Genomic DNA, 22,828 nt, shown 5'->3' on the forward strand with positions numbered 1-22,828 from the left:
TCAGTCGACTTTCGGCGTTGCAGGGGCGCGGCGGCGGCGCAGGAAAAGAACGGTCATCGCCAGCCAGATGGCGGCGAGGGAAAACCAGGTGATCGCATATTGCAAGTGATCGTTGGGGATACGGGCGGTATCCACGGGCAGCGGCGTGATCTTGGGGTCCGGCCCGCTGCCGTCGCGGACCACGACGAGGAGCGGCTCGGTGTTGAGCGTGTCAGCCATGACCTCCACATCCCGGGCGAACCAGATGTTGCTTTCGGTGTCGGCTTCGGGCGTGAAACTGTCGACCTCTTGGGGCCATTGCAAGTTGCCGGTCAGGGTGGCGCTGCCCGCGGGGGCGATGGCGTCTTTGTTCGCTGTGGCGGTAAAGCCGAGGTCGACGAGGATGCGGCGGCTATCCTCCAAGGTCATGGGCGCGATGACACGGTAGCCTGCGCCTTTCTGCTTCTGGCTGACCAGCACATGCAGCGCCTCGGCCCCGATCTCTCCGCTGACCGTGACGGGCAGATAGGCGTCGGCTTGTGGGTCAGGATCGCGGGGCAAGGCCACCGGAGCGGCGGTGATCCGGGCGTTGATATCGGCGATGATCGCCTCTTTCCATGCCAGCCGCTGCACCTGCCAGGCCCCGAGTGCGACGAGGATGGCTGCCCCGCCAAGGCCGACGATGATGAAGAACAGGCTGCGCCGCATTCGAATCTCTCTGGCTGAAACGACAAACGCGCGAAGAGGGCTTCGCGCGTTTGGGTTTTACGGGTGTGGGGCGCGGATGCAACCCCGCCTTATGTTTAGGGCTGGCCCCACATGTAGACGGCAAAGAAGAGGAACAGCCAGACCACGTCAACGAAGTGCCAGTACCACGCCGCCGCCTCGAAGCCGACGTGGCGTTCGGGGGTGAAGTGGCCGCGCATGGCGCGCAGCAGGCAGACGAAGAGGAAGATCGTGCCGATCACAACGTGGAAGCCGTGGAAGCCGGTCGCCATGAAGAAGCTGGAGAAATACATATCGCCGCCGAAGGTCCAATCGTCATGGACCAGCAGTTCGTAGTATTCGTAAGCCTGCAACGCGGTGAAGAGCACGCCGAGGATCACGGCGATGGTCAGGCCCGAGATCAGGTCCTTGCGGTTGTTCTCATGCGCCAGCGCGTGGTGGGCCCATGTCACGGCACAGCCCGACAGCAGCAGCACCAGCGTGTTGATCAGCGGCAGGTGAAAGGCGTCAACCGCGTGGATTTCGGGCTGGACGTACTCTGAGCCGACATACTCATACATCGGGTAAAGGGCCTGTTTGAAGAAGGACCAGAACCACGCGACGAAGAACATGACTTCGGACATGATGAACAGGATGAAGCCATAGCGCAGGCCGATCCGCACCACACCGGTGTGATCGCCCACTTCGCTTTCAGAGACCACTTCGGACCACCATGCGAACATGACGTAAAGTGTGGCGACCAGCCCGCCCAAGAAGACGAAGGGCGTCATTCCGTGCATCCACAGGACGGCGCCCGCCAGCATGGCAAATCCGCCTACCGACCCCAAAAGCGGCCAGGTCGAGGGGGGGAGAATATGGTAGTCGTGGTTTTTTGCATGGGCCATGGTTGCGGGTCCCTCACCTTTGTTTAATCAGGTCGTTAATTCGTTGATGTGGCGCTGTCCTGATCGAGGGCGGCATAGCCCTCGGGCAGGTCAATTTCGTAGAATGTATAGGACAGAGTGATGGTATGTACAAACTTCCCATCGCGGTCTTCGACCATTTCCGGATCGACGAAGAAGCTTACCGGCATCTGCACGCGCTCGCCCGGTGCCAGCACCTGTTCGGTAAAGCAAAAGCAGTCGATCTTTTCGAAAAACGGCCCGGCGGTATAGGGGGTCACGTTGTAGCTGGCCTGCCCCGCGACGGCGTGGTCGGTGGGGTTATAGGCTTCGTAGAAGGCCAGTCCGGTCTCGCCGATCCGCACTTCCATTTCACGCACCACGGGTTTGAACTCCCACGGCATGCCATCGTTGAGCGAGCCGTCAAAGCGGACCTTGACGGTCTGGTCGAGCACATCCGCGCTGCCTTCCGATACCTGCCCCGGCGTCCCGCCGAAGCCTGTCACGCGGCAGAACCAATCGTAGAAAGGGACAGATGCCCAAGCCAAACCGCCCATCAGCACCACGACACTCACGGTTTGCATCACTGTTTTCTGAGGACCGGAAAGCGCCATTACTGGGTCACCTCACGCTGATTGGCCGGCAGTTCAAAATCCGTTTGCGTGATCTTGACGTAGGTCAGCGCCATGATCAGCACCACGAAGGCACCCAGCATCAGGCCCACGCCGATGTTGCGGCCCCGGCGGCGTTCGTGAAGCTCGTGTTCTGGTCGGATGCCCATTACCAGCCCCCCAATCCAAAGGTGCGCAGGGCCGCTTCGCCCAGAATCGCCCCGAAGTGCAAAAAGAGATAGGCCAGCGACAGGCGGAAGAACTTGCGCTCTTCGGCATAATCGTCCCCCTCAGCCATAACCTCGTCCCGCTTCCAGATGCGGTAAGCGCCCAGCAGGAAGGCGGCGTTCAAGATCAGCGCCACGGCGAAGTAGAAGATGCCACCGATGGCGGTGAAGGCTGTGCCAATGGCCAACGCGGCCAGCAGAACCGTGTAGACGAGGATATGCAGTCGCGTCGCCAGGCGGCCGTGGGTCACGGTCAGCATGGGCACTTTGGCATCGTCGTAGTCAGAGCGCATGAAGAGCGCCAGCGCCCAGAAATGCGGCGGGGTCCACATGAAGATCAGTGCGAACATCAACCATGCCTCGACCGAGAAGCTGCCCGTGGCGGCGACCCAGCCGATCACCGGCGGGAAGGCCCCGGCGGCACCGCCGATGACAATGTTCTGCGGCGTCAAACGCTTGAGCCACATGGTGTAGAACACGGCGTAGAACAGGATGGTAAAGAGCAGCATCCCCCCCGCCAGAAGGTTGGTCGCCAGACCCAGCATCATCACCGACAGACCCGACAGCGCCACACCGAGGGTCAGCGCCTCTCCGGGTTGGACCCGGCCCGAGGGGATCGGACGCCCGCGCGTGCGGCGCATCACCGCGTCGATATCGGCATCCCACCACATGTTGAGCGCGCCCGAGGCGCCGCCGCCGATGGCAATGAACAAGATCGCGCAAAAGCCGATGACGGGATTGACCGAGACCGGTGCGGCCAACAGCCCCACGAAGGCCGTGAAGACGACAAGCGACATGACGCGGGGTTTCAGCAGGGCGAAGTAATCCCCCAGCTGCGCGTCGTATTCACGTGTTGGCGTATTGGTGATGTCAGTCATCCCGAACCTTCCAAGGGTAAACACGGGGCACGGGCCTGCGCCCTGCCCCGTGGCACTGGCTTACTTAGAGGCGACGGTCAGCGGCTGTTCGATGCCAGCATATTCCGCCTTGGCGTTGCCGAGCCATTCCGCATAGGCCTCTTCCGAGACGACTTTGACGGTGATCGGCATATAGGCGTGGGCCTGACCGCAAAGCTCGGAACACTGACCGAAGTAGACGCCTTCCTGTTCGGCGGTGAACCACAGTTCCGCCAAACGGCCCGGCACGCCGTCCTGTTTCACGCCGAAAGCGGGGATGGTCCAAGAGTGGATCACGTCGCTTGCCGTAACCTGCACCACGATGGTCTTGCCCACGGGGATCACCACCGATGTGTCGGTGGCCAGCAGGAAGTCTTCGCGGGCATAGCCTTCGTCTTCGAGCTTGGCGACCATCGCGTCGTTCAACACGAAGGGGGTCACATCTTCGTCGCCGTCACCCAGCGTGGCAGGAGCACCGATCATGTAGCTGTCAAAGGCAATCTCTTCGTCGACATATTCATAGGTCCAGTACCACTGGTTGCCGATGGCCTTGATGGTGATGTCGGCTTCGGGGATTTCCTGCTGGCGGAACAGGATCGGCAGCGAATAGGCACCGATCAGCACAAGGACCAGAATCGGCAGGATCGTCCAAGCGATCTCAATCGGGGTGTGGTGCGTGAAGGACGAGGGGTTCGGGTTCCGCTTCTTGTTGTAACGGATCATGACCCAGATGATCAGACCGGTCACGAAAATGGTGATCAGCGTGATGATCACGAGAATCAGGTAATCCAGATCGTGAATATCCTGCGCCACCCGCGTCACAGCGGGTTGAAAGCCTGTCTCGCCGTCAACAGGTCTGCCGATGACATCAAGCCCGTCAATGCGCAGGCTGTCCTGTGCCAATGCAGGCAGGGCGGCAAGGCTGGTCAAAAGACCGGAAAGGGGGAGTAGATGTTTCATATGTCGTCCTGATCTTGTGACCATTAAGAAGCCGATAAGGCACCCCAAACCGCTGCTGCGACCCGGTGCCGTTGTAATCCTGGATGCTTACAATCATATTCTGCCTACAAGATAAAGTCACATGCTTGCGTCATAGAGCCGCGCGAGACAGTTTTGTGACAGCAAGCAAGGATACCCCCAATGAGCCGCGCGCATTTCACCCCCTTCGAGGCCGATCTGGACCGAGAAACCGCTCTGAGCGTGCTGCGCGAGGCCGTGGCCGGTGCCGATGACGGGGAATTGTTCCTCGAACGCCGCCGCTCAGAGGCGCTGGTGTTCGACGACGGACGCCTCAAAACCGCCAGCTACGATGCCGCCGAGGGCTTTGGCCTGCGCGCCGTGCGCGGTGAGGTTGCAGGCTACGCCCATTCCACCGAACTCAGCGAGGCGTCCCTGCGCCGCGCGGCGGAGACGGCGCGGCTGGCGGTGGGCGATGGCGGCGGCACGTGGGCCGATGCCCCGCAGGCCAGCAACAAGCGGTTTTATACGGACGAAGACCCGATCGCGGGCCATGCCTTTCCGGTCAAGGTCGATACCCTGCGCGAGATCGACGCCTATGCCCGCAGCCTCGATTCCCGCGTGGTGCAGGTGAGTGCGACAATCGCGGCCAGCATTCAGGAGGTCGAGATCCTCCGCCCTGAGGGGCATTCAGTGCGCGACGTGCGCCCGATGACACGGGTCAATGTCTCGGTCATCGTGGAGCAAGACGGTCGCCGCGAAAGTGGCGGTGTCGGCGGCGGCGGGCGGATTGGGCTTGATGGCATGCTCGCGCCCGACGACTGGCAGGCCAAGGTCCGCGAAGCCCTGCGCATCGCCTGCGTGAACCTAGAGGCCGTCCCTGCTCCGGCGGGCGTGATGGACGTGGTGCTTGGCCCCGGCTGGCCCGGCATCCTGCTGCACGAAGCCATCGGACACGGGCTTGAGGGCGATTTTAACCGCAAGGGCTCCAGCGCCTTTGCCGGGCTGATGGGCCAACAGATCGCGGCAAAGGGCGTGACCGTGCTGGACGATGGCACGATCCCCGACCGGCGCGGCTCGATCTCGGTCGATGACGAGGGCACCCCCTCGGTGCGCAATGTGTTGATCGAGGATGGCGTGCTGGTGGGCTATATGCAGGACCGTCAGAACGGGCGGCTGATGGGCGGAGCCTCAACCGGGAACGGACGGCGGCAATCCTATGCCCATATCCCGATGCCGCGCATGACCAACACCTATATGCTAGGCGGCGATGCGGCACCGGAGGACATCGTGGCCGACCTCAAAGATGGGATTTATGCCATCGGATTTGGCGGCGGTCAGGTCGATATCACCAACGGCAAGTTCGTATTTTCCTGCACCGAGGCCTACCGCGTGCAAAACGGCAAGATCGGCGCGCCGGTCAAAGGAGCCACGCTGATCGGCGACGGGGCCACGGCGCTGCAGCAGATCCGCGCCATTGGCAATGACCCGACGCTGGACCCCGGAATGGGCAACTGCGGCAAGCAGGGCCAATGGGTGCCGGTTGGCGTGGGCCAGCCGACCCTGATGATCGGCGGGCTGACCGTGGGCGGGGCCGCGACCTGACGACACGTCTGAGTTGAATCGAATGGGTTGGAGAAAATTCATAGGTTGTTAAGCACTAAATCCTATACCTGATTCTGCAACGGACGGAGCTTCGGGATGACTGACAAGGACCTACATCCTTCTTCCACTCACCCCCCACTCCCACCCACCCAGGAAGATGAACAGTTTGCCCGGCTTCGTCTGTTGCGCTCACGCAGGGTGGGCATTTCCACCTACCGGCGTCTGCTGGATGAACATGGCTCTGCGATCAATGCGCTGAACGCCTTGCCCGAAGTGGCGCAGGCCGCAGGCATTTCGAACTATCGCATTTGCCCCGAAGGGGTTGTTCAGGCCGAACTCAATGCCGCCCGCACCGCCGGGGCGCGGCTGCTGGTTCATGGACAGGCGCCCTACCCCGACCTATTGAATGATCTCGACGATGCCCCGCCCTTTTTGTGGGTGATCGGTGACCCATCCCTCCTCACCCGGCCTATGATTTCATTGGTCGGTGCGCGGAATGCCTCCTCGCTTGGGCTTCGCATGGCACGCACCCTCGCGGCAGAGCTTGGGGAGGCTGGATTTGTCGTCGTCTCCGGCCTTGCGCGGGGCATCGACGCCGCTGCCCATTCGGCCGCGCTGGCCCATGGCACCATCGCCGTGCAGGCGGGCGGGGTCGACATTATATACCCAAGCGAGAATGCAGAACTGGCGGAACAGATCGCGGCGCAGGGGCTGCGCCTGTCAGAGCAACCCATGGGGCTGCAACCGATGGCGCGGCATTTCCCACGCCGCAACCGCATCATCTCTGGTCTGAGCCGGGCAACCGTGGTGGTTGAGGCGGCGGCCCGCTCGGGCAGTTTGATCACCGCACGCGATGCATTGGATCAGGGGCGCGACGTGCTGGCGGTGCCCGGCCACCCGATGGACGCGCGCGCGGCGGGCTGCAACATGCTGATCCGCGATGGCGCAGTGCTGGTCCGCTCCGCCGTTGACGTGTTGGAGGTTTTGCCGGAGTTGGCCACACCGGGGCCCGAAACGCCCCGACGCAAGCCCGCGCCGCCCCCACTTCGGGCAAAAACGCCTCCGCCAAACCGCGGCCCCGTCGCAAAGCTCCATGCGCAAATCCTCGCCCGCCTCGGCCCCGCCCCGGTCGCAGAGGATCAGTTGATCCGCGATCTGCAAGTGCCCAGCAGTGACGTGGCCCCTGCCCTGCTTGATCTTGAGATGGAGGGGGAAATTCAGCGTCAGCCGGGCGGGTTGCTAAGCCGTTCCGCCTGACGGCGTCGCACATTTCGTCCCGGCCTGAGCAGAGTTGCGCCGTGGCACCTCCGCGAGCAACGCCCCCGACCAAGGCGCTGCCGAAAGCCGCCCGCTAATAGCGGCAATACGGCCCATCTGCCCTGCCAAACCGCTGCGCGCCAAACCCCTCATCCGCAGCAGCCGCATTGACAAACACCCCCGCCATCCCACATGAGACAGCGCAAAGCCGCCCTCATTTTTGATCTAAGGTGCCTGTATTTATGCCCGTCGTCGTTGTCGAATCCCCAGCCAAGGCCAAAACGATCAACAAATATCTGGGCGACGATTACACCGTTCTCGCCTCTTACGGCCACGTCCGGGACTTGCCGCCAAAGGACGGATCGGTCGACACCGACGCCGATTTCGACATGAAATGGGAAGTCGCCTCTGACAGCAAGAAACACGTCAAAGCCATCGCCGACGCGCTGGCCAAAGACAACGCACTGATCCTCGCGACTGACCCCGACCGCGAAGGCGAGGCGATCAGCTGGCACCTGCAAGAGGCGCTGACCAAGCGCAAGTCGATCAAGAAAGACACGCCCGTTAGCCGCGTCGTCTTTAACCAGATCACTAAAAAGGCCGTGACCGAGGCGATGCAGAACCCGCGTCAGGTCGATATGCCGCTGGTCGAGGCCTATCTCGCGCGCCGCGCGCTGGACTATCTGGTGGGGTTCAACCTCTCTCCCGTGCTTTGGCGCAAACTGCCCGGTGCGAAGTCCGCCGGACGTGTGCAATCGGTCACCCTGCGCCTGATCGTTGAGCGCGAGATGGAGATCGAAGCCTTCCGCGCCCGTGAATACTGGTCGGTGAAGGCCCTGCTCGCCACGCCGCGCGGCCAAGAATTCGAAACGCGCCTCGTTTCTCTTGCGGGCAAAAAGCTGGATCGCTTCGATCTGGCCGATGCCACGCAGGCCGAGATGGCCGTGCAGGCGATCACCAGCCGCGCGCTGAAAGTGATGAACGTCGAGGCGAAACCGGCCAGCCGCAACCCCTCGGCACCATTTATGACCTCGACCTTGCAGCAGGAAGCCAGCCGCAAATTCTCCATGGGCGCGCGCCAGACCATGTCGACCGCGCAGCGCCTCTATGAGGCCGGGCACATCACCTACATGCGGACCGACGGCATCGACATGGCGCCCGAAGCGGTGAGCATGGCGCGTGATGCGATCGCTGACCGTTTCGGCGCGGATTACGTGCCGAAAGAGCCGCGCATCTATAAAAACAAAGCGAAAAACGCTCAGGAAGCGCACGAATGTATCCGCCCCACGGATATGACCAAAGACGCGAAGACACTGAAGCTCGATGCCGATCAGGCGAAGCTTTATGACCTGATTTGGAAACGCACGCTGGCCTGCCAGATGGAAAGCGCCCGGCTGGAGCGCACCACGGTTGAGGTCGGCAGCGATGACGGTCAGGTTGGCCTGCGCGCCAATGGTCAGGTCGTGCTGTTCGACGGGTTCTTGCGGGTCTATGAAGAAGGCCGTGATGATGTGGTCGATGAGGACGACAAGCGTCTGCCGCAGATCAGCCAAGGCGACGCGATGGACAAACGCGCCGTCACCCCGGAGCAGCATTTCACCCAGCCGCCGCCGCGCTATACCGAAGCCACGCTGGTTAAACGCATGGAAGAGCTCGGCATCGGCCGCCCCTCGACCTATGCCAGCATCGTCACCACGATTCAGGACCGCGAATATGTTCGCAAGGACGGCAACCGTCTGATCCCCGAGGATAAGGGCCGGCTGGTCACCGCATTTCTCGAAAACTACTTCCGCCGCTACATCGGCTATGATTTCACCGCCGATCTCGAAGACCAGCTTGATAAGGTCAGCGCGGGCGATGCCGCCTATAAGGAAGTGCTGCGTCGCTTCTGGCGTGATTTCTCGGCGGCGATTGCAGAAACATCCGAGTTGCGCATCACCGAGGTCTTGGAAAAGATCAATGAGGTGCTCGAGCCCCATCTTTTCCCGCCGACCGAAGACGGTGGCGACCCCCGGCTTTGCCCCAATTGCGAAATTGGCCGCCTGTCGATGCGCACGGCCCGTTCGGGCGGCGCCTTTATCGGCTGCTCGAACTACCCCGAATGCCGTTACACACGCCCCTTTGGCCCGCCCGATCCGGAGGCCGAAGCCTCGGCCATTCCGCCTGATGGCAAGCTTTTGGGTGAGGATCAGGGCGACGAAATCCGCGTTTTCAAGGGCCGTTTCGGGCCTTACGTCCAGCGCGGGCCGGTGACCGATGAAAACAAAAAACCGCCGCGCCAGTCGATCCCCAAGGATTGGGTGCCCGAGGATTTGACGCTGGAACAGGGCGTGATGCTGCTCTCCCTCCCGCGGGAGATCGGCCCCCACCCCGAGGACGGCGTGATGGTCTGGGCCAATATCGGCCGCTACGGGCCTTACATCAAACACGCCGAAAGCACCTCGGACCGGGGCGGCACCAATGCCAACCTTGAGGGCATCGATGAGGTTTGGACCGTGGGCATGAACCGCGCGGTGCAGCTTCTGGCCGAGAAGGTTGCCAGCCGTGGTGGCCGTGGCAAGGCCGCAAAACCGATCCGCGAGATGGGCGATCACCCGGATATGGGCGGCGCGGTCAATGTCATGGAAGGCAAATACGGGCCTTACGTGAAGTGGGAAAAGGTCAACGCGACGATCCCGAAAGAGATCGAACCGGCAGACCTGACCATGGAACGCGCGGTCGAGTTGATCGAAGAGAAGCTCGCCAAGTCCCCCGCCAAACGCAAGGCGGCGACCAAGAAGGCACCGGCGAAGAAAGCCGCGGCCAAAAAACCCGCGGCAAAGAAGGCGGCAGCCAAGAAAGCGCCCGCCAAAAAGGCTCCGGCCAAAAAACCCGCCGCGAAGAAGCCGGCGGCGAAAAAGGCCGACAGCGCGTAATTACGCCGCCAGACCACAGCGGCCGCGCCGGGGATCGGCGCGGTTCCGCCTGTGGTCGGCGTTTACATCCAACATCATGAATATGTGATTTGCCATCTCCCTTCGATTTTCCGATCAGGGAGCCGGCAAGACCAATATGAAAGGCAGATAGATGTCAGGCATTAAATTCAGCCGACGTGGCGTGATCGCCGCAAGCGGTGCCGCGTTGCTCACCCCGCAGATCCTGCGCGCGCAGGAATTCGGCCAAGCGGCCCGCGAGTTTTCCAACGAAGCCCCTGTTTCGCGCAATGCGTCGAGCTTTGCCACGCAGCGTTGGCAGGACCACTTTGACAGTCTTGGCAAAGGCGCGATCGTGGCCGACACCATCAGCCGCGCCCTGCATTATTGGAGCGCCGACGGCCAGACCTACAAGGTCTACCCGACCTCCGTGCCCGCCACCGAAGAGCTGACCAAACGCGGCTACACCGAAATCGTGCGCAAGAAAGAGGGCCCGGATTGGACCCCGACCGCGTCGATGATGGAACGCTTCCCGCACTACAAATACATGCCGCCCGGCCCCGATAACCCGCTTGGCACCCATGCGATGTATCTCAGCTGGCCCGCCTATATCATCCACGGCACCCATGACACGCGCAAGATCGGGCGACGGTCCTCGGACGGTTGTATTGGTCTCTATAACGAGAAGATCGAAGAGCTTTTCGGCATGTGCCCCGTCGGCACGCAAGTGCGTATCATCTGACCCTTCCGGGCGGCCTCGCTGCGTAGCACCACGTAATTGACACTGCGACGACGCAGGGTCACATATGGCGCAACGAAACCAGAGGGAGGTCGCCCGTGAACAAAATCTATGGATCCGCCGCCGAAGCGCTGGAAGGCGTTCTATCGGACGGCATGCTGATCGCCGCGGGGGGCTTTGGCCTTTGTGGCATTCCGGAATTGCTGTTGCAGGCGATCAAGGAAAACGGGGCCAAAGACCTCACCTTTGCGTCGAACAACGCGGGCGTCGATGATTTCGGCATCGGCATTTTGCTGCAATCGCGGCAGGTGAAAAAGATGATCTCCTCCTACGTGGGCGAGAACGCCGAGTTCATGCGCCAGTACCTCTCCGGTGAGTTGGAGTTGGAGTTCAACCCCCAAGGCACCTTGGCCGAGCGCATGCGCGCCGGTGGCGCGGGCATCCCGGGCTTTTACACCAAGACCGGTGTCGGCACCCAGATCGCCGAGGGCAAAGAGGTCAAACAATTCCGGGGTGAGGATTACATCCTCGAAGAGGGCATCTTTGCCGATCTGTCGATCGTGAAGGCTTGGAAAGCCGACGACACTGGCAACCTGATGTTCCGCAAGACCGCGCGCAACTTTAACCCGCCTGCCGCCATGTGCGGTAAGGTCTGCATCGTCGAGGTCGAAGAGATCGTCCCGCGTGGCAGCCTCGACCCCGATAAAATCCACCTGCCGGGCATCTACGTGCATCGCATCATCCAAGGCGATCACGAAAAGCGCATCGAAAAGGTCACGACACGCAAGCGGGAGGAAGCATAATGCCTTGGGATAGAGATCAGATGGCGGCGCGGGCCGCAGAGGAACTCGAAGACGGCATGTATGTGAACCTCGGCATCGGGATTCCGACGCTGGTGGCGAACTACGTTGGCGACAAGGACATCACCCTGCAGTCGGAAAATGGCATGCTGGGCATGGGCCCTTTCCCTTTTGAGGGCGAAGAAGACCCCGACCTTATCAACGCTGGGAAACAGACCATCACCGAGCTCAGCCGCACCGCCTATTTCGACAGCGCCATGTCCTTTGGCATGATCCGCGGCGGCAAGATCGCGGCGGCGATCCTCGGTGCCATGGAAGTGGCCGAGAACGGCGATCTGGCGAACTGGATGATCCCCGGCAAACTGGTCAAAGGCATGGGCGGCGCGATGGACCTTGTCGCCGGCGTCAAACGGGTCATCGTGGTGATGGACCACCAGAACAAAGCGGGCGAGTCAAAGGTGCTAAAGGAATGCACCCTGCCGCTGACCGGCAAGGGCGTGGTCGACCGGATCATCACCAACCTTGGCGTGCTCGACGTGGTCGAAGGCGGTCTGAAGATCGTCGAATGCGCCGATGGCGTGACCGAGGACGAGCTGCGCGCCGCGACCCAAGCGACCATCGTTTAACAACCACCCCGGCGGCACCCCTCGGCGGCATCCGCCGGGGGCACGGCTTTCGCGATCAGTTCATCGCGGCAAAGACGCAGCCATCGCTGATCAGTTCCGGCGGTGTCAGGCAAAGCCCCTGCGCGACTTGAAAAGCGGCCAGTACCTTGGGCACGTAGTCGCGCGTCTCAGCAAAAGGCGGCACGCCCGCATGTTTGCGCACCGACCCCTCCCCCGCGTTATAGCCCGCCAGTACGAGAATCGGATCGCGGTCGAACTCCCCCATCAGCCAATTAAGGTATTTGACCCCGCCTGAGATATTCTCGGCCGCGACCATACTGTCGCCCACGCCAAAGCGGGCAGCGGTATCGGGCATCAATTGCATCAGTCCAGCCGCCCCGGCCCGGCTTACCGCATCGGTACGTCCCGCCGATTCCACGCTGATCACCGCCAATACCAGCGCCGGAGAGACATTCGTGCCGACCGTGGCGCGCAGGATGTCCACCCCATTGCTGCGTGCGATATCTTGCAGGTGCTGCAGGCGCGGCGCGGGCACCTTGCCCGTTGAAAGCGCCGCCATCGCAGGCGCCAACCGCCCCGCCCCGCCGCGGTCCGCCGCGGGAGAGACCTTATCCCAGAACCAATCAAACTGCCCCGCACTCAAAGGCGCAATCGCGCCGCTTGGCGTGGCGGCCACTGCGGGGCCTGTGTCGACCTTTGCCGCAGCGGCTGCGCGTGCGGCCGGGTCAATTTGCACGGTGATGCGTTTGGCCCCCGTCTTGGGCGGGCCGACCCGTTTGGCGGAAAACTCAGGAAAGGATTTCGGGCCCTCTGCCGCAACGGCAGGGGCCATAAGGGCCGTGACCAGCGAGAATGCCAATATACGATACATGCCTGCTCTACCTTGCGTCTGACGCGCCTTTGTTCGGCAATATCTCACGAATCGTGGAATCGGACCAGCGTTTGAGGCGGGGATCATGGCGATTTCGCCGCAATTGTCCTTTCAGGCGACGGGAAAGCGGAGCAAGAAGGTCAGGTAGAAGAATTAAACTCCATTTAAACAGAGAGTTAGGAAGTTTTTGCAAGAAAAAAGCGAACGGTCTGAAAAAGGCGCAGTTGCTGCCAAATTCGCGCCCCAATCAGACGGCTATATAGGGTCATACCAAGTCGGACAGCCTCAATGAGAGAACGAGGCAAACCGGACGGCGAGGTTAAGACCTTTTACTCAGTGATCCTTGGAGGGACATGACATGATGAACTTTATCAAAAACTTCCGCAAAGACGAAGACGGTGCCGTGACAGTTGACTGGGTCGTTCTGACCGCAGCGATCGTTGGCCTGGCCGTGGTTGCCTTCAACACAATCGGTGACAACGTAGAGACAATGTCGGGCAATATCGCTGCAGATATCACTGCCTTTGAAACCACCTCTGATCGCACACCAGCGGCCAACTAAGCGGATCAGAGCTAGCCGGCTCTACGAACAATTGGGACCGCCTCCCAACCTGGGAGGCGGTCCTTTTGCATACCTAACGCTCAGCAAGCGGAGATACGCATGCGCAGCCAATTCAAGAAATTCTTCTGTGACCAAAACGGCGCTGTCAGCGTTGATTGGGTTGTCCTGACCGCCGGACTGGTGGGCCTAGCAATCTTGGTGCTGGGCATATTCTCCGACAGCCTTGACGGGCTTGTCGAATACATCCGGGTCCAGCTGACCGCTTAAGACAACGGCGCCGCAAAAACGCACCACGGCAAGCTTCATCGCATCGCCGCCGTGGCGACCAAATCTCGCCATATTCGGCGGCTAATCTGCCGAGGTGATCAAAGCGGGCCGAGACTCGCTTCCATAGCAAAGAGGTGATGACATGCGAGCCGTATTCGGATTGGTTCTTTTGGTAGGCATAGCGCTTGCCGGCGGGGCCGTTTATCTGGCGAAAGACCGGATTTCACAGTATCAAACCGCGAATGCGCAGGCCCAAGCTGCGCTGGCGCAAGTGGTGCCAACCAAAACCGTTTGGGTGGCCGACAAGCCCCTGAAATACGGTCAGCCCCTCACCCGCGAAGATGTGCGCGCCGTCAAATGGCCCGAGAATGCCATCCCCGAGGGCACATTCTTTGAGGAAACCGTGCTGTTTCCAGAAAACACCAAAGATCAACGCATCGTGCTGCGCAACATTGAGAAAGATGAAGCGATCATGGCCGTGAAGGTGACCGAGCCGGGCGAAGATTCCGGTCTGACCTCGCGTCTGGCACGTGGCATGCGCGCCTTTGCCCTCAAAGTCGACGTTTCCAGCGGCGTGTCGGGTTTCCTGCGTCCCGGCGACCGGGTGGATGTCTATTGGACAGGCCGCGTGAACGTGGGCAACCAATCCAGCAACGGCGATGTAACCAAACTGATCGAATCGGCCGTGCAGCTGATCGCCATCGACCAAAGCGCAGATGCGCTGGTGATGGGCGAAGCCTCAATCGCCAAGACCGTGACCGTGGCCGTGAACCCCCAACAGGTCGCCGCCCTTGCCCAAGCGCAATCAACCGGCCGTCTGTCCCTTGCTCTGGTCGGTACGAATGACGACACCGTGGCCGAGGCTATCGAAGTCGACCAACGCTCGCTTCTGGGCATCGAAGCGCAGGAAACCATCGCAGAGGTTGCCAAAGAAAAGGTTTGCACGATCCGCACCCGCCGCGGGGCCGAAGTGGTCGAACTGCCGATCCCCTGCACAAACTGATCCGATAACAACCTCTTGCTAAGCTAAAAAAGACGCCGCAGTCCCCCTGCGGCGTCTTTTCCATTCTCTGTTATGTTGCGAATAGCCCACATGCACAGCGCCCGCGAAGAGCTTGATTCTTGCAATAAAATTTGAATTGCCGCAGAGTGCTGCCAAACGAGGGCGAAAAGACCCATCCCGAGGCGTGATCAAAAAGGCAGGTCACATGAAAATCGATAGATTTCTAAAAGCGGCCCTGTTGGGGCTGACACTGGGCGTGATGCCGATGGCATTGACCCTGCCCAGTTCAGCTGGCGCCGACACGCTGCGCGTCGTGAAACGCGGCACCAATTCCAGCCTCGACGTTCCGATGAACCGCGCTGTGGTGGTGGAAAGCGACATCCCCTTCGCGGAGCTTAGCATTGCCAACCCCGGCATCGCGGATATCTCATCTTTGTCTGACCGCACGATCTATGTGCTGGGCAAATCTCCGGGTCTGACCACGCTGACGCTGCTCGACGCCGGGGGGCAGTTGATTACCAATGTCGATGTCCGCGTCGCAGCGGATGTGTCTGAATTCAAAGAACGTCTGCGCCAAATCCTACCGGGTGAGAAGATCGAAGTGCGCACCGCCAATGACGGCATCGTGCTCTCGGGCATCGTTTCTTCGACGCAGCGGCTGCAACGCGCGCTCGATCTGGCCGAACGCTATGCACCCGAGCGGGTCAGCAATCTGATGAGCGTCGGCGGCATTCAGCAGGTCATGATGAAAGTCCGCTTTGCAGAGATGCAGCGCAACGTGTCGAAATCGCTCGGCTCTTCGCTGGCCATCAATGGCGGGTCCAACTTCAGTGCGGGCACAGGCGGCACGAATACTTCGGGCGGGGTCGCGACCTCGCTCGGCGGGTCGATCCCATCGGCGAACCAGAACGCGGGCGCGGTGCTTTTCGGCTTCAACGCAGGCTCGACCCAAGTGGGCATCCTGTTGGAAGCACTGGAAGAAAAGGGCGTCGTGCGGTTCCTGGCCGAGCCGAACCTCGTGGCGCTTTCGGGGCAAGAGGCCAAGTTCCTCGCCGGGGGCGAATATCCCATCCCCGTGGCCCAGACCAGTGATACCGTTTCGGTGGAATTCAAACCCTTCGGCGTAGAGCTCGCCTTTATCCCGCGCGTCGTGGACAAGGATATCATCAACCTTGAAATGAACGCCGCCGTTTCGGCCATCGACGCGAGTAACAGCATCTCATTGGGCAACGGCATTGAGATTTCCGCCTTCACCCGCCGCGAAACCTCGACCACGGTCGAGATGCGCGACGGTGAGAGCTTTGCCATCGCGGGCCTTCTGACCGACGACTTCACCGACAGCACGCGGCAACTGCCGTGGATCGGCGATGTGCCGGTGCTGGGCGCGCTGTTCCGGTCAGCGGATTATCAGCGCAGCCAGACGGAACTGGTCATCATCGTCACTGCGCATTTGGTCACGCCAACCCGTGGCGAGGCGCTGGTGCTGCCCACGGACCGCATCAAACCACCGTCCGAGAAAGACCTGTTCTTGCACGGGCGCACGGCGGACGGCACCCGCACCCCCAGCCGGGGTGCTGCGGGCGAGGTCGCCAAACAGGACTTCCGCGGCTCCTACGGTTATGTACTGGATTGATCCGATGACACGCAGACATATCACGTTGATCGCTGGCACCGCGGCCCTCGCCGGGCTCGCCGCCTGCTCCCCCAGCAATGATCCGGTCTATACGCAGTTCTACCGCGAGGCAGGGTCGATCGTGGACACCGGTCAGTTCGGCAATGCCACGCTGCACAACCGTCAGGTCATGACAGGCGAAAAGCGTGTAACCTTTGATCTGGCGAACCGCTTTGCCAGCGAGGTCCGCTCTACCGTGACTTTCGCCTTTAACTCCGACCGGTTGGACGCCAATGCGCAGGCGATCCTGCGCCAACAGGCTGGATGGATTCGCCAGTTCCCCGAGATTCGCTTCCGCGTTTACGGCCACACCGATCTGGTCGGCTCGCAGACCTATAACCGCGCCCTCGGGCTGCGCCGCGCGCAGGCTGTGGTGCGCTATCTCTCGACCTTGGGAATCAGCCCCAGCCGATTGGAAGCCGTTGTTTCCTTTGGCGAAACGCAGCCCCTGATCGTGACCCAAGGCCGTGAGCGCCGCAATCGCCGCACCGTGACCGAGGTCAGCGGCTTTGTTCACGGCCACCCGATGCTGCTGGATGGAAAATATGCGCAGATCATCTACCGCGAGTATGTGGCCAGCGCCGTGCCCCCCTCGCAACTGAGCGCCAGTGCCACCGTCGCAGGTGGTGGCGGAGAGTAGGGCAAGCCCTTCTTTCGACAAAAGAATATCCCCCCGCACCTTCGGGCCGCGGGGGTTTTTCGTCCCAGCCCGTCCATGGTCAATCGGGCGTGAATGGGCAGATCGTTTCAAGATACCCAACAATAGAGGCTTTTTGGCCCCAATCTCGCCCCAGTTGGGGGTGATATTCGACACAGAAGGATAAATGTGCCCGGCTCAAGGGCCGCGCATGAGGCAGAGGTCAGAGCGATCGCGGCGACAGAATATCGCCGCCCTCCGGCCAAACCGTTGATGTAAAGGACAAAAGGTCATGAGCAGCACTATGCCCCACCCCGAAGCAGCGCCGATCGTTGCCTGCACAATCAGCCGCGATGTACAGAACTTCGACCTCTTGATCGAAGACATGGAGGCCACTCTGGGCGAAAGCTGGGGCGATCTGGGATTCGCCGAAGCGCTGGCGTTCTTTGGCCAGCCCGAGGCTGAGGCGATGGAATTTGTCGCCCTCGCCATGGATGAGACCGACGAAGACAACCTTGTTCTGATGACTGAGATCATCACGCAGGCCAAGGCCCGCGACATCCGGGTGATTCTGATCGCCGAAGACATGACTCCCGCCGCGCTGCATTCGCTGCTGCGTCAGGGTGCGGATGAATTCGTTCCCTATCCGCTGCCCGAAGGCGAGTTGGCCCAGGCCATCGCCCGCGTCCGCGCCGGAGAGAACGCGGCCCCTGCCCCCGCAGCCGAGGCCAGCGCCCCGCAACTGAAGGCCGGCGCGCAAAAGGATGGTGCCCTAATCGTGGTGCATGGGCTGGCTGGTGGCACCGGGGCCACGACCCTTGCCGTGAACCTTGCGTGGGAGCTGGCCAATGCGGACAAGAAAAATCCGCCCTCGGTCTGCCTGCTGGATTTCGACCTGCAATACGGCTCTGTCGCGACCTTCCTTGATCTGCAACGGCGCGAAGCCGTCTATGAGATGATGTCCGACACGGAAACCATGGACGAGGAAATCTTTGGCCAAGCGTTGCAAACCTTCGAGGACAAGCTGCATGTGCTGACCGCCCCGGCTGAGATGCTGCCGCTCGATATCGTCACCAACGAAGACATTGATCGCATCCTCAACATGGCCCGCAACCAGTTCGACTATGTCATCGTCGACATGCCTTCGACGCTGGTGCAGTGGTCCGAGACCGTGCTGACCAGCGCGCATGTCTACTTTGCGATGCTGGAACTCGACATGCGCTCGGCCCAGAACGCCCTGCGTTTCAAACGGGCGCTGCAATCCGAGGAACTGCCCTTTGAAAAGCTGCGCTACGTAATGAACCGCGCACCCAAATTCACCGATCTCAGCGCCAAGAGCCGGGTCAAGCGGATGGCCGAATCGCTCAGCATCTCAATTGACGTACAGCTGCCCGATGGCGGCAAAGCGGTGACGCAGGCCAATGACCATGGGCTGCCGCTGGCCAACTCTGCCCCGAAAAGCCCCCTGCGGCGCGAAATCGCCAAGCTGGCGAGCTCCATCCACGATCTCAAGGGCGAGCAGGCCAAAGCGGCCTAAGCCCCTAGCGAAAGAGCGTACCGATGTTCTCCAAATACAAAAAACCAGCCTCCGCGACCCCGAAAGCCGCTGCTCCGGTCCGAGAGGCCAAGCCTGTCAAAAAGGTCGAGCCCGCCCCTGCGGCCCCCACCCCCGCCCCTGCCGAGGCGGTTAGACCGGTTTCGATGCGCCGGGCCGTCAAACCCGCCGCCGCTTCGCCCGAGGATCGCGAGGTCAAGCGCAAGCAGCGGATGAGTGAGATCAAGCTCGAACTGCACCGCGCCCTGTTGGACAACCTCAACCTCGCCGCGCTGGAACATGCCTCCGAGGCCGATTTGCGGCAGGAGATCAACGATATCGCCGTCGAGGTTCTCTCGGAAAAGAGCATCGTGCTCAACCGCGAAGACCGCATGACGCTGAACTCCGAGCTTTATGACGAGGTGACCGGCCTTGGCCCCCTTGAGACGCTGCTGAAAGACGACAGCGTCAACGATATTCTGGTGAACGGCCCGCAGCAGATTTTCGTCGAGCGGGACGGCAAGCTGCAGTTGACCGACGTGACGTTCAAGGATGAAAAGCACCTGCTGCGGATCATCGACAAGATCGTCTCGGCAGTGGGTCGGCGCGTGGATGAAAGCAACCCCTACGTCGATGCGCGTCTGAAAGACGGCTCGCGTTTCAACGCCATGGTGCCCCCCGTCGCGGTAGACGGCTCCTTGGTATCCATTCGTAAGTTCAAGAAAGACAAGCTGGGCATCGACGATCTGGTGAATTTCGGGGCCTTCTCGGAAGAGATGGCCGCCTATTTGCAGGCCGCCGTGGCGACCCGTCTGAACATCATCGTTTCGGGCGGTACGGGTTCGGGTAAAACCACCACGCTCAACGCGCTGTCGTCGTTCATTGCCAACGACGAACGCATCCTGACCATCGAAGACACCGCCGAACTCCAACTCCAGCAGACCCATGTGGGCCGGATGGAAAGCCGCCCGCCCAACGTCGAAGGCAAGGGCGAAGTCTCTCCCCGCGACTGTCTGAAAAACGCCCTTCGGATGCGTCCAGACCGGATCATCGTTGGCGAGACGCGCGGCGAGGAGGTGATCGACATGCTACAGGCGATGAACACCGGCCACGACGGTTCCATGACCACGATCCACGCCAACTCGGCCCGCGATGGCGTCAGCCGTTTGGAAAACATGATCGCCATGGCCGGGATCGAAATGCCGCTCAAAGCCATGCGCAGCCAGATTTCCTCGGCTGTGAACCTGATCGTGCAGGCCAGCCGCTTGCAAGACGGCTCGCGCCGGATGACCTCGATCACCGAGATCACGGGCATGGAAGGCGAGGTGATCTCGATGCAGGAGATTTTCCGGTTCCAGCGCGTGGGCCTGACGCCCGAGAACAAGATCATCGGCCATTTCACCGCCACCGGCGTGCGCAGCCACTTCTCCGAGCGGTTCCGCATGTGGGGCTATGACCTGCCCGCCTCCATTTATGAACCCGTGGCGGCCCAGTAAGGATTGATGCAATGAGTGCCGAACCAATCATCTATGGTCTGATCTTTATTGGCGTCTTGGTGCTGGTCGAAGGGCTGTACCTTGTCGCATTCGGCAAATCCATCAGCCTTAACAGCCGCGTGAACCGACGGTTGGAAATGCTCGAGAAAGGGGCCCGCCGCGAAGAGGTGCTCGACAAGCTGCGCAAGGAAATGCAGCAGCATATGAACGCCAAGTCGATCCCACTCTATTCTCTGCTGTCAGAACGTGCGCAGAAGGCCGCGATTGCCTTCACGCCGCAGCAACTTTTGATGATTATGGCCGGTTTGGCCGTCTTGGCCTTTCTGGGGCTGACCATCGGCACCGATACATCGGTGCCGGTGCGGGCCATGATGTCCGTCGGCATGGGCGTCGGCGCGGTGTTCTTTTGGGTGTCCCATAAAGCGGGCAAACGCATGGCGATGATCGAAGAGCAGCTTCCCGATGCGGTTGAGCTGATGGTCCGCAGCCTGCGGGTGGGCCACCCGTTCTCCAACGCGATCTCGATCGTGTCGAAGGAAATCCAAGACCCGCTCGCCTCCGAATTCGGGGTGATCGCGGATGAAGCCGCCTATGGCCGTGATCTGGGCGAGGCGCTCAAGGATATGGCCGAACGGCTCGACATGCAGGATTTGCGCTTTCTGGCCGTGGCGGTGACCATTCAACAGCAATCGGGCGGCAACTTGGCCGAGATCCTCGCCGGTCTGGCCAAGGTGATCCGCGCCCGCTTCCGTCTGTTCCGCCGGGTCAAAGCGATCACGGCCGAGGCGAAATGGTCGGGCAAGTTCCTCTCGGGCTTCCCGCTGGCCGCGCTGGTGGTGATCAACCTTGGCGATCCGCATTACTACGACGAAGTGCGCGATCACCCCTACTTCATTCCTGCCTGTTTCCTTGTGGGCATCTTCCTTGTGCTGAACCTGTTCGTGATGCGCATCCTTACCAATATCAAAGTCTGAGAGGCCGATGATGGAATTTCTCAATCAGCTTAACGATCAGATCAACCAAGCCTTGGGGCCGATGGGCCTGATCATCATCGTCGGTACTTTGGGCGTCACCTTGGTGGCGATCACGCTTGTGCTGATGCTGCGCCAGCCCGAAGACCCGCTGACCAAGCTCAAACGCACCAGCACGGCCCCCACGGGCGATAGCGCGCGCGAGAAGCTGCGCCAGTCCGACCAGAACGCGCAGTTGCAAAAGTTCGCCAAGTTTCTTGAGCCCGAAGACGTGGCCGAACTCAGCGCCAAACAATTGATGCTGCGTCAGGCGGGTTATCGGTCGCGCGATGCGGTGCGGCTCTACTACTTCGCGCAGTTTGCCCTTGGGATGCTCGGGCTGGTGGGCGGCCTGATCTACACCAATGTCTTGGGCGGCGGCGAAGGGATGACCACGCAGCAGACCATGATGTGGGCCATCGGCCCCGGTGCGATTGGGTATTACCTGCCCAAATACTGGGTCAAACGCCGTGTCGATTCCCGCAAAGAAGAGATTACCCGCGGTTTTCCCGACGCGCTGGATATGATGCTGGTCTGCGTCGAGGCGGGGCAATCGCTAGATCAATGTATCGTCCGCGTCGCCCGTGAACTGCGCGCCTCCTACCGGGCCCTGTCTGAAGAGTTCGAGATGGTCGCCTATGAGATGAAGGCCGGCAAGGACAAGGTGTCGGTGCTCCACGACATGGGCGAGCGTTGCGGCGTGCAGGATGTCTCCTCCTTCGTGACCGTGCTGATCCAATCGGCGGCCTTTGGCACCTCCATCGCAGACGCCCTGCGCGTCTATGCCGAAGAGATGCGCGACAAACGTGTGATGCGGGCCGAGGAAGCGGCAAACAAGTTGCCAACCAAGATGACCCTTGCCACTATGGGCCTTACCGTACCGCCGCTGTTGATCATTCTGGTCGGCCCCTCGGCGCATGGCATCTCGAAATTGGGTCAGATGGGGAATTAATGACGGAGAAAATTCGGCGCAGCCTCGCCCGCGCCGTTTTCATCGGGCCGATCTTAGCCCTTGCTCTGGCCGCCTGTTCAACAGGCGGCTTTTCCGCGTTGCGCGGGGATCAGAAGCCCGAAAGCCTCTATGCCCCCGGCGTGAACCCGCGCGCAGAAGCTGTCGACGGCATCGAAGTGGGCCACAGGCTTATCGCGGCGGGACAGTATGAACTGGCCATCAAATCCTTCAACCGCGCCGCGCTGGATCACGGGCTAACGGGGGAAGTCCTCTCGGCTTTGGGCAGTGCCAACCTCGGGCTGGGGCGTTTGGGTCAGGCCGAAACCCTGCTGCGCCGCGCGGTTGAGAAGGACGCTGCCGAGCCAGAAGTCTGGAACAACCTTGGCGTTGTGCTGATGGAAAGCGGCCAGACCGCCGAGGCCGAGCAGATTTTCCGCAAAGCCTATGCCCTCGATAATGGCGAAAGTGACGCAATCCGGGACAATCTGCGCTTGGCGCTCGCAAAAACGGAAAAATCTGTTATAACAGAAGTCAATGAAGATAATTACAAATTGGTGCGGCGCGGCAGCGGGGATTACCTGATCCGTCCGACACCATGACCCGGCAGA

General features: G+C 61.1%; 23 protein-coding genes. 16 read left to right on the forward strand and 7 right to left on the reverse strand.

Going from position 1 to position 22,828, the window contains the following annotated elements:
• From B5M07_RS12990 to coxB, 6 genes are all read right to left on the reverse strand, one after another.
• Positions 1–687: an SURF1 family protein gene (locus tag B5M07_RS12990; protein ID WP_120351628.1), complete on the reverse strand. Its 687-nt coding sequence runs from the start codon at positions 685–687 to the stop codon at positions 1–3.
• A gap of 95 nt (positions 688–782) precedes the next feature.
• Positions 783–1,589 carry a cytochrome c oxidase subunit 3 gene (locus tag B5M07_RS12995; protein ID WP_120351629.1) on the reverse strand — a complete coding sequence of 269 codons (807 nt, stop codon included), beginning with the start codon at positions 1,587–1,589 and terminating at the stop codon, positions 783–785.
• 35 nt (positions 1,590–1,624) lie between these two features.
• Positions 1,625–2,200, reverse strand: a complete 576-nt coding sequence (locus B5M07_RS13000) for a cytochrome c oxidase assembly protein (protein WP_120351630.1) — start codon at positions 2,198–2,200, stop codon at positions 1,625–1,627.
• Positions 2,200–2,367 (reverse strand): cytochrome C oxidase assembly protein, encoded by a 168-nt coding sequence (locus tag B5M07_RS13005; protein ID WP_120351631.1) that lies wholly within the window; start codon positions 2,365–2,367, stop codon positions 2,200–2,202. The genes B5M07_RS13000 and B5M07_RS13005 overlap by 1 nt, the downstream gene beginning before the upstream one ends.
• Entirely contained in the window at positions 2,367–3,302 is a 936-nt protein-coding gene (gene cyoE / locus B5M07_RS13010; RefSeq protein WP_120351632.1) for a heme o synthase, read from the reverse strand. Before cyoE ends, B5M07_RS13005 begins: the two co-directional genes overlap by 1 nt.
• A 60-nt stretch (positions 3,303–3,362) precedes the next feature.
• On the reverse strand, positions 3,363–4,280 hold the full coding sequence (gene coxB, locus B5M07_RS13015) for a cytochrome c oxidase subunit II (protein ID WP_120351633.1): 918 nt from the start codon (positions 4,278–4,280) through the stop codon (positions 3,363–3,365).
• A 180-nt stretch (positions 4,281–4,460) separates the two neighbouring features.
• On the opposite strand from coxB, the gene tldD reads away from it, so the two are divergent.
• The 6 genes from tldD to B5M07_RS13045 all read left to right on the forward strand — a co-directional run bounded on the left by tldD (position 4,461) and on the right by B5M07_RS13045 (position 12,216).
• Positions 4,461–5,882 (forward strand): metalloprotease TldD, encoded by a 1,422-nt coding sequence (gene tldD / locus B5M07_RS13020; protein ID WP_120351634.1) that lies wholly within the window; start codon positions 4,461–4,463, stop codon positions 5,880–5,882.
• 96 nt (positions 5,883–5,978) lie between these two features.
• Complete coding sequence (gene dprA / locus B5M07_RS13025; RefSeq protein WP_120351635.1) at positions 5,979–7,139, forward strand: DNA-processing protein DprA; 1,161 nt, start codon at positions 5,979–5,981, stop codon at positions 7,137–7,139.
• Positions 7,140–7,381: 242 nt separating this feature from the next.
• A complete protein-coding gene (gene topA / locus B5M07_RS13030; protein WP_120351636.1) occupies positions 7,382–10,054 on the forward strand; it encodes a type I DNA topoisomerase in 2,673 nt (890 codons plus the stop codon).
• A 151-nt stretch (positions 10,055–10,205) separates the two neighbouring features.
• Positions 10,206–10,793 (forward strand): L,D-transpeptidase, encoded by a 588-nt coding sequence (locus B5M07_RS13035; protein WP_067935999.1) that lies wholly within the window; start codon positions 10,206–10,208, stop codon positions 10,791–10,793.
• Positions 10,794–10,888: 95 nt separating this feature from the next.
• Complete coding sequence (locus B5M07_RS13040; protein ID WP_067935997.1) at positions 10,889–11,593, forward strand: CoA transferase subunit A; 705 nt, start codon at positions 10,889–10,891, stop codon at positions 11,591–11,593.
• Positions 11,593–12,216: a CoA transferase subunit B gene (locus B5M07_RS13045; protein ID WP_067621991.1), complete on the forward strand. Its 624-nt coding sequence runs from the start codon at positions 11,593–11,595 to the stop codon at positions 12,214–12,216. Before B5M07_RS13040 ends, B5M07_RS13045 begins: the two co-directional genes overlap by 1 nt.
• Before the next feature lie 55 nt (positions 12,217–12,271).
• Here B5M07_RS13045 and B5M07_RS13050 read toward each other — a convergent pair whose 3' ends face one another.
• Positions 12,272–13,087, reverse strand: coding sequence for a lytic transglycosylase domain-containing protein (locus B5M07_RS13050; protein ID WP_205570866.1), 816 nt, complete (start codon positions 13,085–13,087; stop codon positions 12,272–12,274).
• 358 nt (positions 13,088–13,445) lie between these two features.
• Here B5M07_RS13050 and B5M07_RS13055 point away from each other — a divergent pair, with 358 nt between their 5' ends.
• The 10 genes from B5M07_RS13055 to B5M07_RS13095 all read left to right on the forward strand — a co-directional run bounded on the left by B5M07_RS13055 (position 13,446) and on the right by B5M07_RS13095 (position 22,819).
• Positions 13,446–13,649 carry a Flp family type IVb pilin gene (locus B5M07_RS13055; protein WP_120351637.1) on the forward strand — a complete coding sequence of 68 codons (204 nt, stop codon included), beginning with the start codon at positions 13,446–13,448 and terminating at the stop codon, positions 13,647–13,649.
• Between the two features lie 99 nt (positions 13,650–13,748).
• Complete coding sequence (locus B5M07_RS19480) at positions 13,749–13,916, forward strand: hypothetical protein (RefSeq protein WP_162931870.1); 168 nt, start codon at positions 13,749–13,751, stop codon at positions 13,914–13,916.
• A gap of 142 nt (positions 13,917–14,058) precedes the next feature.
• Positions 14,059–14,919 (forward strand): Flp pilus assembly protein CpaB, encoded by an 861-nt coding sequence (gene cpaB, locus B5M07_RS13060; protein WP_067621983.1) that lies wholly within the window; start codon positions 14,059–14,061, stop codon positions 14,917–14,919.
• 205 nt (positions 14,920–15,124) lie between these two features.
• The gene (locus B5M07_RS13065; protein WP_120351638.1) at positions 15,125–16,552 is read left to right on the forward strand and encodes a type II and III secretion system protein family protein; all 1,428 of its coding nucleotides are present in this window, start codon (positions 15,125–15,127) and stop codon (positions 16,550–16,552) included.
• A 4-nt stretch (positions 16,553–16,556) separates the two neighbouring features.
• On the forward strand, positions 16,557–17,231 hold the full coding sequence (locus tag B5M07_RS13070) for an OmpA family protein (protein WP_254693929.1): 675 nt from the start codon (positions 16,557–16,559) through the stop codon (positions 17,229–17,231).
• A 289-nt stretch (positions 17,232–17,520) separates the two neighbouring features.
• Entirely contained in the window at positions 17,521–18,765 is a 1,245-nt protein-coding gene (locus tag B5M07_RS13075) for an AAA family ATPase (RefSeq protein ID WP_120351640.1), read from the forward strand.
• 23 nt (positions 18,766–18,788) lie between these two features.
• Positions 18,789–20,258 (forward strand): CpaF family protein, encoded by a 1,470-nt coding sequence (locus B5M07_RS13080; RefSeq protein ID WP_120351641.1) that lies wholly within the window; start codon positions 18,789–18,791, stop codon positions 20,256–20,258.
• 11 nt (positions 20,259–20,269) lie between these two features.
• Positions 20,270–21,232, forward strand: a complete 963-nt coding sequence (locus B5M07_RS13085) for a type II secretion system F family protein (protein ID WP_067621969.1) — start codon at positions 20,270–20,272, stop codon at positions 21,230–21,232.
• Positions 21,233–21,242: 10 nt separating this feature from the next.
• The gene (locus B5M07_RS13090) at positions 21,243–22,220 is read left to right on the forward strand and encodes a type II secretion system F family protein (RefSeq protein ID WP_165935553.1); all 978 of its coding nucleotides are present in this window, start codon (positions 21,243–21,245) and stop codon (positions 22,218–22,220) included.
• Positions 22,220–22,819 (forward strand): tetratricopeptide repeat protein, encoded by a 600-nt coding sequence (locus B5M07_RS13095; RefSeq protein WP_205570867.1) that lies wholly within the window; start codon positions 22,220–22,222, stop codon positions 22,817–22,819. The genes B5M07_RS13090 and B5M07_RS13095 overlap by 1 nt, the downstream gene beginning before the upstream one ends.
• Positions 22,820–22,828: the final 9 nt, after the last annotated feature.

It is taken from the genome of Sulfitobacter sp. D7 (genome assembly GCF_003611275.1).
GTDB lineage: Bacteria > Pseudomonadota > Alphaproteobacteria > Rhodobacterales > Rhodobacteraceae > Sulfitobacter > Sulfitobacter profundi.